The 12,775-nt window shown below is 44.9% G+C and carries 13 protein-coding genes; 5 read left to right on the forward strand and 8 right to left on the reverse strand.

The window, feature by feature from the left end; translation table 11 throughout:
* The 3 genes from ACFO4O_RS09905 to ACFO4O_RS09915 all read left to right on the forward strand — a co-directional run.
* Window positions 1-1,966: RHS repeat domain-containing protein (locus ACFO4O_RS09905; RefSeq protein ID WP_382407908.1), on the forward strand; the 1,966-nt coding region annotated here is incomplete at its 5' end.
* A complete protein-coding gene (locus ACFO4O_RS09910; RefSeq protein WP_382407910.1) occupies window positions 1,957-2,511 on the forward strand; it encodes a hypothetical protein in 555 nt (184 codons plus the stop codon). The genes ACFO4O_RS09905 and ACFO4O_RS09910, both read left to right, overlap by 10 nt.
* Window positions 2,512-2,859: 348 nt before the next feature.
* Entirely contained in the window at window positions 2,860-3,366 is a 507-nt protein-coding gene (locus tag ACFO4O_RS09915) for a hypothetical protein (RefSeq protein WP_382407912.1), read from the forward strand.
* A gap of 220 nt (window positions 3,367-3,586) precedes the next feature.
* Here ACFO4O_RS09915 and ACFO4O_RS09920 read toward each other — a convergent pair whose 3' ends face one another.
* Window positions 3,587-3,757, reverse strand: coding sequence for a hypothetical protein (locus ACFO4O_RS09920; RefSeq protein WP_382407914.1), 171 nt, complete (start codon window positions 3,755-3,757; stop codon window positions 3,587-3,589).
* A 169-nt stretch (window positions 3,758-3,926) separates the two neighbouring features.
* On the opposite strand from ACFO4O_RS09920, the gene ACFO4O_RS09925 reads away from it, so the two are divergent.
* On the forward strand, window positions 3,927-4,238 hold the full coding sequence (locus ACFO4O_RS09925) for a hypothetical protein (RefSeq protein WP_382407916.1): 312 nt from the start codon (window positions 3,927-3,929) through the stop codon (window positions 4,236-4,238).
* 116 nt (window positions 4,239-4,354) lie between these two features.
* On the opposite strand, the gene ACFO4O_RS09930 is transcribed toward ACFO4O_RS09925, so the two are convergent.
* The 6 genes from ACFO4O_RS09930 to nudF form a co-directional block, all read right to left on the reverse strand.
* The gene (locus ACFO4O_RS09930) at window positions 4,355-5,296 is read right to left on the reverse strand and encodes a TraB/GumN family protein (RefSeq protein WP_382407918.1); all 942 of its coding nucleotides are present in this window, start codon (window positions 5,294-5,296) and stop codon (window positions 4,355-4,357) included.
* A 37-nt stretch (window positions 5,297-5,333) separates the two neighbouring features.
* Complete coding sequence (locus ACFO4O_RS09935; protein WP_382407920.1) at window positions 5,334-6,614, reverse strand: hypothetical protein; 1,281 nt, start codon at window positions 6,612-6,614, stop codon at window positions 5,334-5,336.
* Between the two features lie 4 nt (window positions 6,615-6,618).
* Complete coding sequence (gene parE, locus ACFO4O_RS09940; protein ID WP_382407921.1) at window positions 6,619-8,511, reverse strand: DNA topoisomerase IV subunit B; 1,893 nt, start codon at window positions 8,509-8,511, stop codon at window positions 6,619-6,621.
* Between the two features lie 113 nt (window positions 8,512-8,624).
* Window positions 8,625-9,197, reverse strand: a complete 573-nt coding sequence (locus ACFO4O_RS09945; protein ID WP_382408311.1) for a YqiA/YcfP family alpha/beta fold hydrolase — start codon at window positions 9,195-9,197, stop codon at window positions 8,625-8,627.
* A 30-nt stretch (window positions 9,198-9,227) separates the two neighbouring features.
* The gene (locus ACFO4O_RS09950; RefSeq protein WP_382408313.1) at window positions 9,228-9,581 is read right to left on the reverse strand and encodes a DUF1249 domain-containing protein; all 354 of its coding nucleotides are present in this window, start codon (window positions 9,579-9,581) and stop codon (window positions 9,228-9,230) included.
* A 111-nt stretch (window positions 9,582-9,692) separates the two neighbouring features.
* A complete protein-coding gene (gene nudF / locus ACFO4O_RS09955) occupies window positions 9,693-10,313 on the reverse strand; it encodes an ADP-ribose diphosphatase (protein ID WP_382407923.1) in 621 nt (206 codons plus the stop codon).
* A 190-nt stretch (window positions 10,314-10,503) separates the two neighbouring features.
* On the opposite strand from nudF, the gene tolC reads away from it, so the two are divergent.
* The gene (gene tolC, locus ACFO4O_RS09960) at window positions 10,504-11,853 is read left to right on the forward strand and encodes an outer membrane channel protein TolC (protein ID WP_382407925.1); all 1,350 of its coding nucleotides are present in this window, start codon (window positions 10,504-10,506) and stop codon (window positions 11,851-11,853) included.
* 44 nt (window positions 11,854-11,897) lie between these two features.
* Here tolC and ACFO4O_RS09965 read toward each other — a convergent pair whose 3' ends face one another.
* Window positions 11,898-12,764, reverse strand: coding sequence for an ion transporter (locus ACFO4O_RS09965; RefSeq protein ID WP_382407927.1), 867 nt, complete (start codon window positions 12,762-12,764; stop codon window positions 11,898-11,900).
* Window positions 12,765-12,775: the final 11 nt, after the last annotated feature.

The following is a 12,775-nucleotide window of genomic DNA, read 5'->3' on the forward strand; positions in this document are numbered from 1 at the left end:
TGAGTATTTGTATAACGAATACGGCGCCCTGACAACGGTTAACGCTATGCATGGCAATACTACCTATTTTAGCAGTCATATTGAGCTAGACGATATCGGCAATGTGTATGAAAAGAGCAGCTCCTATTACGACGGCAATGGCGGCACGCAAGCATTTGTTGAAACCTTTGAGTACACCGATGACTTGAATCGTTTAAATAAGCGCACCTTAGCGATGACGCAAGGCGCATTAGCTAACAGTTTTACGCAAAACTTTGACTACGAATATGATGCAGCAGGTAACATTAAGCACAAGTCAGACAAAGGGCATTACAAATACACCCACGATGACCCGTCAAAAACAGATTTACCCAATCAACTTGTCAGTATTCACAGCGATGCCAGCTTAAGTGAAGCCAGTAAACTTTTAAGCTTTGCCTACGATGACAACGGCAACACTTTAGCCGATGGTGAGCGTACTTTTACCTATACCCCGTTCAACAAACCCAGCCGCATTACGAAAGGCGGTAACGTGGTTAATATTACCTACGGCATAGACAGGCAAATACTGCGTAAAACCCATAAGCGTATGGAAAACGGCCAACTGGTTATTACTACCCACACTTACATTGATGGCTACGAGCGCATAGAAAAAAGCACAGGCAATCAAATAACTGAGCATAAGTTTACCGAGGCCAATGGCAACGTAGTCTTTACCTTTAGGCAAAGCACGACCTCTCAGAGCATTTCAAACAGGCGCGATGAACACTACATCATCAAAGATGTGCAGGGCTCGGTGGCAATGGTGACGGATTGGGATGCCAGTGTGGTCAGTCAATATTTATATACCCCATTTGGAGAGCAAATTCAGTTGCTTCAAAGCTCGGTGTTAGATGGCATTGCCTATCAACCCACCACCGAGCGTGGCTACACCGGACATCACGAAATGGGCAGCGTAGGCATTACACATATGAACGGGCGGATCTACGACCCCACTTTAGGTAGGTTCTTCCAGGCTGATCCCTTTATTCAGGGACCGACGAATAGCCAGTCTTACAATAGATATAGCTACGTCCTTAACAATCCGCTTAGCTACACCGACCCAAGTGGCTATCTTTGGAACAACATTACCAAGCCGTTCAAAAAGCTTGGACGGTCAATCATTCGCGGAGCGAGTAAAATCTTTGGAGCTGAATTAGTTAACTTTATTGGTTCAGCAGTTGCAACATATTTTGGTGGAGCATGGGGCGCAGCCGCTTGGAGTTATGAGTTTACGCGAGCTATGGGTGGAACTTCTTCTGGTGCGTTAAGAGGTGCGTTTACTGCTTACGTTAGTAGTTATGTTAATGCAAACGAAAACTTTAGTTGGTATGAAAAGGTTGCAATAAATACTGCCGTTGAAGCTGGAGCAAGAGCGATGAGTAGTGACACACATCAACAATCAACGGGAGATATCTTTGCAAGATCAAATAGTAAAGACTTGGCAAGCGACGACCTGAAAGACTATGCTTTTCAATACAGGCAATACATAGCAGAGTTAAATCCTCGGACACTCATGGGCAGGATCCAGATTGCAACGCACGCAAAAGTATTAGGTTTTCGTAAAACACACAGTCATGCTGGCGCTTTGGTTAGAAGCCGCAAGCATGCCGAATTCGAGCGAAAACAGATGGTAAATGCATTAAGTGTTGATGTTGTCCTTAGCGTTCATCTAACAAGCATAGCGATAGTGACTGGCGCCAGCTCAGTGCCACAAGATGCAAAAAGCGCTGCTATACCGTTAGGGGGTGGCATGGATAACAAACATGGGAAACTTGTCGGTGCATTTGGACATGTTAACTCTCTGATTGATTTTTACAATCGGTCGCAAGTTTACAGTAAATTTTTTGATAAAAACCCTAGGTTTGAGGACCGGTTAAGAATGCTTGAACTCTCAGCTACTGACTATTACATCAACAATTGTCAAAAGGAAATTCAATGTTTTTGAGACTGTTTTTTTTAGCTTCGTTGGTATTGCCAAACTTTGGATGTGACTCTGAAACCGCAATATTCCAATCAGATGTGGATTATCAAGTGTCGCCTCAAGATTGTGAAGCCAAACTCAAAGATTATGCATTGGTCGAAGACACTTCATATTTTGAGCAAGGGGTGTTCATACCTGATGGCGCAGAAATTGAGCTTTCATCTATTGAAAATACGACGTTTTTGGAGTTTAGGAGTCTCGATAGTGATGGGATATATAATCAGACCAGCGACAACGGTCAACTTTTTCGCAAACATTTCGATCCCGAGTTTTATCAAACAATCGCTACACGGATACAAAATATAAAAAATAAGCGTATACCTTTAGCGAGCAACAACGAAGTGGGTGGCTTTCTCTTATATTTTCCCTCTGAAGGCGCGTTTTCAGCCACGTTTTACATCTGCGATGAATTAAGAATGATTTTGAGTGAAGACGATCTTGGCCGATTGAAAATAGTTCGCGAGCCTACAAGTGGACATTTAGTTCGAGGCACCATCTATACCAAATGACGTAGGTAATTCACATATAGATCGGGGTAGAGAGAATAATCAACATTAGCATTGATTTCTGTTGTTCTGTGGCTTTTTGCATATCTATAAACAAATGGTTACTAATAGAATATGTTGTTTGATAGGCAAATTCAGTTGCTTCACAGCTCGATATTAGATGGCATTGCCCATCAAAACACCACCGAGCGCGGCTACACCGGACTCATGAAATTTGCAGCGTAGGCATTACCGACATGCGCGGAAGAATTGAAGCGAAAGGAATAAGGCATTTAGCGTTGAACGTGGCTCCTTATTGGGTTGGAGGAAATACTCGAGTGCAAAGTTGGTCTTGTCGTTGAGGTTATGAGAATGAAGCTTATTTTATCTTTTTTTAGTTTGCTAGGTTTGTCAGCTTGTAATTATGTTGAGTTGACCAAATTTGAACATCAAAATTCACAGCTATTTTACGAGTCTTTTGATTATGATTTACCTGACATAACCCCTTTTAAATTTCAAGGTGCTCTATTTGTTAGTGATGTGAAAGCCATCAATAATGATGAGTTTGCTATTTGGTTAGGAATATACTCACCACAGAAGGATAAGCATGTAACTATTGAAAAGGTTATATTGAATGTAAAGGGTATGAAAACGGAAGTGAATTTAGATAAAGAAATATTTTTGTTTGACAAAGTCGCAGGCACGGATCTGTTTAAAGATAGCTTACGGTTATTGACTATACATAAATCTCATATCTCCAGTAAAATTGGAGTAGATGAAATAGATTTTACTGTTTATTTAAAAGTAAACAATGCAACAAGCAGCAAACATTTCATATTGAAGAAAAGTTCAGAAAAGCAACAAGTATTTCCTACTTAAGTCAATGAATTCAGAGCCTGTAATAGATTCTGCATAATTGCCATTAGTAAACATGTTTTTCGAGGCGCTCCTCGATCTCAATAATCAATCGACTCTTGGCTTAGCGCCAGATTGCAATAGGTGCTTGGCTGTCGTGTGGCAAATCGAATGCGGTGATATGTGTCGATTCTTCAGCGAGTGAAAACGCCGATTGATTTAGGACTTCAGCCTAACACTCAAGCTACGCATAAGTATTAACGTTATATCCTGAGCTACCGCTAGGCGCGGGTGCTGCTGCTTCGAGTAACTGAAGCACTGCCTGCCCTTCTTGCTTCTGCTGGCTGTTTGCCATTTGCGCAGATTTAATTTGAAGGGTAAAAGCAAGATCGCTTGTACCTTGTAAATCCATCATCTGTTCCTCCACGCGCTTGTAGCGAGCTATGAATGCAGGCACAATTGCCCATCTTAGACATATCGGCATGCTAGCGTTATGCATTAGTCTCGCGTAATTATTGTCATGTTGAGCAGAGCGCTTTGCTTATGTTTGCAGGATCTAACAAAACATACATCAAAAGGAAGATATGAAAAAAGTCATTCACGCATTAAACGATAATTTACAAGTTGTATATCGAAAAGCCATTGATGCCGACACCGCCTTAGATGCTTTAAGCGCATCTGGTAAAGGAAAATTTCAGACTATTTTTGGCGACGACACCCCGTTTACCAGTCGCAGCAAACGCTTTTCAAGCTATGTTGAAGAAGTTGCTGGGGATGTTGCCCACCTGCAGGGCGAATCGGTAACAGAACAAACCATTAATCAAGCGTTACCAACTATTGTAAAAAAGCTAGAGCTTTTATTAACAACACTAGAGCAATTCAAAAAGACCCTGTGAAGCTCGCCCTCGGCGACCTTTACACGTAAGCAATTGAAAGTTATAGATAGAAAGTCATAACGAGAACTAGCAAATAACAGAGAGCACCTTACAGGCGGTGCCCTCCTTACGCAGCCTTACAAACGTTCAATCGCATAACCTTTCGACTCAAGCATGTGCAAAATACCGTCATCGCCGGCCAAATGCATTGCCCCTACCAGCACATATTCGGTATTGTCGTCGTCAAACATGGCCTCAAGCTGCACCAGCCACTTTTGATTTCGGCTTAGCATTAGGTCCTGATATATCTGCGGAAAGTCTCGCTTCATATCTGCAAGCCCTGCCGCCTCAAGCGCGGCTAAATCTCCAGCCTTCCATGCCTCATGGAGCTCAGTAATTATGCCAGCACTCAAATCTATCTCGTCAAGCGTATAGGCAATTAACGCATCGGGGTCGCCATTGTCGAAACTATCTAAAAGTGCAATTTGACTGTCAACCGTCTCTAGCCACGCAATGTCTTTGCCCTGCTCGCTACCTTTAGCATGATAAAAAGCATCAACCCCCTCGCTCACAAAGCCCTGTGCCTGAAACTCCAACATGGTTAGCGTAAGCATGGCACCGGTTGCAGACAGCGCATCAAACTGCACAATGGGTAGCTGCCTTTCGAGCAAAAACTGCGTAAATTCCTTTGCCGTTTTTTCAGAAAGCTGTGACGTTAAGGTTTGTCCGTCGCTTTGCATCAAAACAGGCCCCATTTTCGCCATAATGGCAGGGTCTTTAAATGCGGCCAAATCTGTTTCAAATACCAGCTCATCAGCTTGCGCATAGGCCGTATCATAAGGCTGGGCGAGAGGAAAATCAGCGGCGGTAAGCACGTGGATAGTACCGCCCACATAAATGTGGTCCTCACCTTTGCTAACCTTATACACCATCGCTGCATGGGTATTCACGGCGAATACTAAAGCGCATAGTGCGCAACCTAATGTATTCAGTACTTTAGAACCTATTCGTTTGAATACCTTTACTTTCAACTCACCCAAACTCATTGCCTTCAACTTACTCAAACTCATTGCTTTCATCGTTTCCTCACACATTAGTTTTTTGTTATTGCCTTGGCTAAGGGCTTAAATTAGATACGTCGAGTTCGCCGATACGCTGATTAATTACGTCTACCGCCTGTTGATAAGCGACACTATCGACCGCCTGATATTTACTGGCAAAGGCTTGAGCATTCAAGCCCTCATCGAGGCCATCAACGCTTGGAAAAAACGCCTGCTCAGATGCATTTGCGCTCAGTACGCTTTGCACATGCGACGCGTACTGCGGGTTAACCGCAAGCGCGGCAAGATGAGCGCCAGATAAATCCGCAGCCAAATCTGCAAAACTATAGCCAGACCCGCCCGCTCCTCTATCCATAAGTTCTTTAAATTCGCCTACCGCAATACTGATATCTTGTTCTGATAACAACTTAATTGCAGCAGAATATAAAAAATGCAAACTCAAATCTTGTCGAGCGGCTAACACCGGGGCACGCTTCGACGTAGGAATATCGGCCACCTCAATATCGAGCTGCCCGACCATTCGTGAAAAGCGGTAATTTCCAGCATAAATCGCGAGCGCTAGTAAAGCGGCTTCGTTTTGCAACACCGCATCACTTGATATGCTAAGGCGCTGCGCTTCTTGCATCAGAGGATGTAAATATGCGCTTAAAGAATGATTGGCCGCATTTAAAGGGGCTTGCTCCAGTGCGTCTAAAAAACGTAGGTAATGAACAAGCTGGCGTTTCAACAACACAGTTCGAGGGTCGTCCTCACCTGTGCGAATGCTTTTAAGGGCTAAGAAAAACGTGGCCGAAGGCGCCAAATCTAACAAAGCACGCTGAGGGGTAATGTCTACTTCTTTAACCAGCGCAATAGCTTCGGTAGCAACCTCACTGTCTGTATAGGTATTGGCAAGCCACTGCGTCAGCTTCAAGGCAAGACCACCGGGTATGCTTATGCTGCCAATTTTTACATAGGCGAGGTTTACACCTTTTCCGTTTAGCACCTGTACCTCAAGATTTAAATAAAGGTTGGTCACAAAGGTAGTAAACTGATAGCTCAGTTGCAGCAAAGCTTTGTTTTGCTCAAACGCCACATCTGCTTTCGCCTGAGCGTGGGCGCGTTGTAAAAATCCAGCTAAGCTGTGAGCTTGTTCTAGTTTAACACTCAGCTGATGAGGCGCGTTTCGTTCACGCACCACAACTGTAATTTGTTCGAGCAGCGCATTTACGCTGTCGGCCTTATCGACCTGTTTGCTCGAAGCAACATCTACGCTAGGCGACAAATCGAAGAGTAAAATAAACAGCAGCAAGATGAGCGCTGCTGCTAAGCCTAGCGCGGTAAACGTCTTTCGCATTTACCTACTCCACAACAACCAAATTACCTTTGCTTTCAAGCCAAGCTTTGCGGTCGGGAGAGCGCTTTTTCGCCAACAGCATGTCCATAAGCTCAAGCATATTTTCGCCGTCTTTACTGGTCAGCTGTACCAAGCGGCGCGTGTTAGGGTCCATAGTGGTTTCGCGCAGTTGCAGTGGATTCATCTCGCCTAAGCCTTTAAAGCGCTGCACGTTAACTTTACCGCGTTTTTTCTCGGCCTCAATGCGGTCCAAAATCCCCCTGCGCTCTGATTCATCGAGGGCGTAAAAAACCTCTTTGCCCACATCTATCCTAAACAGGGGCGGCATGGCAACATACACGTGGCCTTGATCCACAAGCGTTCTAAAGTGCTTTACAAATAAGGCGCACAAAAGCGTGGCAATGTGGAGTCCGTCAGAATCTGCATCGGCCAGTATGCATATTTTCCCGTAGCGTAAGCCGCTTAAATCCTCAGAATCAGGGTCGATGCCCAGCGCCACTGAAATATCATGTATTTCTTGTGAGGCCAGTACTTGCGAGGAATCAACCTCCCAACTGTTTAAAATTTTACCGCGCAGCGGCATGATTGCTTGAAATTCTCTGTCTCTTGCCTGTTTCGCAGAACCACCTGCTGAATCACCCTCTACTAAGAAAAGCTCTGAGCGGCTGTTATCTTGGGTTGAACAATCGGTGAGCTTGCCGGGCAAAGGCGGCCCTTGGGTGACTTTTTTGCGCGCCACTTTTTTGCTCGCTTTGAGGCGGCGCTGTGCATTATTGATACACATTTCTGCCAACAGTTCTGCTACGTCAGTATGCTGATTCAGCCATAAACTAAAGGCATCCTTCACCACGCCTGAAACAAAGGCAGAGGCTTGGCGAGACGACAAACGCTCTTTGGTTTGGCCTGCAAACTGCGGGTCATGCATTTTGGTTGACAGAATATAGCTACAGCGGTCCCAGATATCTTCGGCCGTTATTTTTACGCCCCGGGGCAATAAGTTTCTAAATTCACAAAACTCGCGCATTGCATCGAGTAAGCCTTGGCGTAGGCCGTTTACATGGGTGCCACCTTGGGCGGTAGGAATGAGGTTAACATAGCTTTCAGTGACCATCTCGCCACCTTCTGGCAGCCACATTAAGGCCCAGTCTGCCGCCTCGCCGTTACCGGCGTATTGTCCAACAAAAGGAGTGTCGTCAGGCAGGGTAATATAATCTTTGACCGACTGATAGAGGTAGTCCCGCAGGCCGTCTTCAAAGTACCATTCATAGGTTTCTTTGCCCACTTTGTCGTCAAAACGAATGCGCAAGCCCGGACAAAGAACGGCTTTTGCTCGCAGCACATGCAGCAGCTTGCTTACCGAGAATTTTGCTGAATCAAAATAGCTTGGGTCTGGCCAAAAATGCACTCTTGTGCCGGTATTGCGTTTACCGCAGGTATCAATTACCGCGAGTTCTTCTACTTTATCGCCGTTTGCAAAGGCGATTTGATGCACCTCGCCGTTTCGCCTGATTGTGACTTCTACGCGAGTAGAAAGAGCGTTTACCACCGAAATACCTACGCCGTGAAGACCGCCCGAGTATTCATAGTTTTTGTTAGAAAACTTACCACCAGCATGAAGCTTCGTCATGATAAGTTCAACGCCAGAGATTTTTTCTTCGGCGTGAATATCTACGGGCATACCGCGACCATCATCAATGACTTCCAGAGACTGGTCTTCATGCAAAATCACTTTAATGGAGCTGGCATGACCGGCCAGCGCCTCATCCACACTGTTGTCAATCACCTCTTGGCTGAGGTGATTAGGGCGAGTTGTGTCGGTATACATGCCCGGCCGGCGTTTTACTGGTTCAAGTCCGTTTAAGACCTCAATCGCATCTGAATTGTATTGATTGCTCATAGGTTAGCGCTTCATTGTTATTCTTAGTGAGGGACAGCCTTTCTGCTATGTACTGATAGTAGCAAGGCGCTTGTGTGCAAGCAATATGACAAATTCGAGGTGAATGCCGTTTGTTAGCGTAAAAAATCAAAAATGCTCGGTAAATGATCTTCGAAATTGACAAAACTATGGTCACCGCCTTGCTCAACAGTGAGCTGACTCCCCCAGTACTTTTGTTCTGCGAGGCGATAGTCGAGCGTTTCATCACCAGTTTGCAATAAAACTTTATAAGCGCCAACGTTTTCAAGGGCGCTTGGCTCAAGAGCTTTGAGCAACTCAATGCTTTGATGGTGAATAAAAAACCGCTCTTTACTGTGTGGGTTGATATGTTCACCCTGATAGTGACTCAGCAGGCGATAGGGCAATACAGCTGGGTTAACTAAGACCGCTTTGCCGCCGTATTTTTCAACAAAATAAGTAGACAAAAATCCGCCCATCGAACTGCCAATAAAACGCAGGGGTTGAGGTGGTAAGCTAGCAATCAGCGCCTCAACACTCGCAATCGCTTTTGTGATGTTGCCAGAAAGCTGCGGTATGTGCAGATTTAAAGACGGCAAGTGCTTACTTGCATAATGCTTAGTTTGCTGCGCTTTAGCAGATTGAGGAGAGCTTAAAAATCCGTGTAAATAAATCACATGCACGTGAATTGAGTCCTATAGCTACAGTGGTAATAATGTTTATGTATCGGCGGTATGTAAAGACAAACAAAAGTGAAGCCACTCAGCTAAAAAAACATTTACCATGAATTTCTCATTGCGTTGATGCATGTTTAAATTCGGGTATTCGTATACCGGTTTTAGCTGCGACGTGCGCTGAGATTCAAGCACCTCAGCCACTTTTGCATCGTGATATAAGCGCACCACCATACTCGGGCGTAAAAACTTAGGCGTCGTCACGTCAATCTGCGACACATTGAGCGTGCTGGTGTAGCGAGTAGAATCGAGAATGGTAATACGATAAGTTAGCTTATCGGTAACGCTAAACTCATAGCTTAAATCTTCACTGTCACAATCGGGGAGCAATTTAAGCATGCACACATAGTTATTCTCACAGGTAGCAAGAATACTCGGTAAATGCGGCACGTAACGTTTTTTCAAATGTAGCTCCAACAGCGTTTAAGCATTTCTAGTAAGCACAATCAATTAGTCTTCCCAGCTATCCCAGCGAGCAAAAAGTTCCTGCTTGTTCAAGGCAAACCATTGTAGCGCAATAATGGCAGCGGCGTTGTCAATTTTGCCCGCGCATAACCACGCTATCGCCTGTTTTTCGCTTACCCTTAATACTTTTATATCTTCCGACTCACTGTCTAAACCGTGTATACCCTCGGCACTATTGGCGTCAACCTCGGCCATGTAAATATGCAGTCTTTCAGTGGTTCCTCCGGGGCTAGAGAGGTAGGTCAAGGCTTTTGTTATCTTATGCAGATGCACACCTGCTTCTTCTAGCGCTTCCCGCTTACATACCTCAACCTCTTGCTCACCTTGTTCAATGATGCCTGCAATTATCTCAATCATCCAAGGGTCATCAGTCGTCGGCACGGCAGGATATCTAAACTGTTCTATGAGTACAAATTCCTCGCAGTTTCTGTCGTAAGCTAAAACTGCCACTGCGTGACCGCGTTCAAATACTTCGCGCTGCACAAGGGCGCTTTCGCTGCCATCGTATTTTTTGTGGGTAAATGAGTACTTCACCATTTTAAAAAAGCCACTGTACAAGGTTTGGCTATTCAGCAGTTTCACATCGTTCTTAGTGAATTGACTCATATTGTTTTGATCCTATATCCAAATATTTCGTTTTTGACAGAGTTAACAGAAACTTAATCTGCATTTTCATTACATTCTGTTACACTTAGAGGCTAAATATTACAAGCATTTGATGTCACAAGTGGCTTGAATACACTACACTAATCTCCATCAATTTTATTATTAGTTAGATACATTAGGGCGCTTGCCAATGAAAAAAACTTTACTCACGCTTATTGTCGGTTTCGCTGTTTCTGGCGGAGCATACGCCGATGACTTAATGACGGTATACCAACTGGCCGCTGAAAACGACCCTATAATTAATCGTGCACAGGCTCAAAAAGAGTCTGCCTACGCCGCGATTGACCTAAACCGTGCAAGCTTATTGCCCCAACTCTCTGGCAGTGTCAGCTACTCTGACAGCAGCAGTGAGCGTTTTCAGCCTGGATTTGGTGTATTTAACATCGATAACACCTCATTAAGCTATGGCATAGAGCTAAACATGTCTTTGTACGACCACGCGAACTGGTTGGGTCTTGACCGCGCCGAATTAGTGGCTCAGCAAAGCGATGCCTCACTCGGGGCTACTCTGCAGAGCCTCATGCAGCGCACTGTAAGCGCTTATTTAGCGGTGCTAAGAGAACAAGACAACGTAGAATTTGTAAAAGCAGAGTTGCGTGCAATTGAGCGACAGTTAGAGCAAACTAAGCAACGTTTTGAGGTGGGCTTAACCGCCATTACTGATGTCCATGAGGCGCAAGCAAACTTCGATAATACGGTTGCACGCCAAATTCGAGCCGAAAACTCAGTTGAGCTTCGCTTAGAAGAATTGCGAGAAATCACTGGCAAGTATCATGACAACTTATTTGTATTAGACACCGAGCGATTTACTGCAACTGCGCCGGTTCCTGAAACGGCAAGCGCTTGGTTGGATATTGCTAAAGAATCAAATCTCACACTACTTGCTCAGCGTTTTGCTAAAGATATCGCAAAACAAGACATCGATATAGCCAAGTCGGGGCACTATCCAACGCTTGGATTACGTGGCTCCTATGGCGTTGACGACAGTGAAAATACCATTGACGACGGCGCGCCAACCGACCTACCCTCACTAGATTCTCAGAGCATCACGCTTTCACTGAATGTGCCGATTTACCAAGGCGGTTCGGTGAGTGCCCGTAGCGATATCGCTCGCTCTGATTTTGTCGTAGCCAGTGAAACTCTTGAGTTAACGTATCGCCAAACCGTTCGAACTGTGCGCAGCTCTTTTAATGATACAAAAGCGGCGATTTCAACCATCCGTGCTCTTGAGCAATCAGTTGTCTCGGCACAAAGTGCTTTGCAAGCCACCGAAGCGGGTTTTGATGTAGGCACGCGTACCATCGTAGACGTGCTAAACAGCACTCGTAACTTGTTTGACGCTCGCCGTAATCTCGCCGACGCACGCTACAGCTTTATTGCCTCAATCATAAGCTTAAAAGCAGCGGCTGGCACGCTTACAGTAGACGACCTACAGGCAATAAACCAAGCACTAAAGGCAGCGCCGCAAGAGCAGTCTTAATTGCGCTAAGACGCCCTCAACGGGCTTTATCGTTCGCTTGAGTACTATTTTGGTTGCTTAGCGTCTTTTGATGTATCAAGGTTTTTCTGCTGATTGGCGCCTTCAGTGTGGTGGGTGGCGCTATCGGCCCCTTGCATTCGCTCTAACTGCGCGCTCAACTGTGCAATTTGCGCTTGTATGTCTGCCAAGCTAGGTTGGCCTTGATTGCGCTCTTTGCTATGCTCTTCCTCCATCACACCCACTACGATGCCAATGACCATGTTTAAAAACGCAAAGGCCGTGAAGAAAATAAACGTCATATAAAATAGCCAACTCATTGGATAAACGTCCATGGTTTCGTACTGAATATCAGTCCAATCTTCAAAGGTCATTACCCTGAATAATGTCAGCATCGAAATCGCAATATTACCCCACAACACCGGATTAATATCATTAAACAAAAAGGACCCGATTGCCGCATAAATATAGAAGATGATAAACATGAGTAGCACGACATAACCTAAGCGCGGCAGCGCGACCATAAGAGAGTTAATCAACACCCTAAGCTCCGGCACAATAGAAATCATCCTGAGCACGCGGAAAATGCGAATAAGACGGGCTAGCAGCGCCATTTCCGACTCGTTGATAGGAATAAGGCTGATCACAACGACAGCAGTGTCGAATACGTTCCAAGCCGATTTGAAAAAATCCCGCTTCTTTTCTTCTGCAATAAAACGAATCAATATTTCAATAAGAAAAAAGACAGTAATAAACACGTCTAAGTAGTGCGTGATAGACAGGGCGGTATCGGATAAATCGTAAGTTTTTGCGCCAATTTCGAGCGCAGAAATAATGATCACCGCAATAACGAAAAACTCAAAAGCCTTGTTATGCCGCAAACGAACTAGCGCGGCATGCATATTGTCAAACATCGAAAGATTTT

Origin of the sequence: Glaciecola siphonariae (assembly GCF_042652645.1) — a bacterium.
Classification (GTDB): Bacteria; Pseudomonadota; Gammaproteobacteria; order Enterobacterales; family Alteromonadaceae; genus Glaciecola; species Glaciecola siphonariae.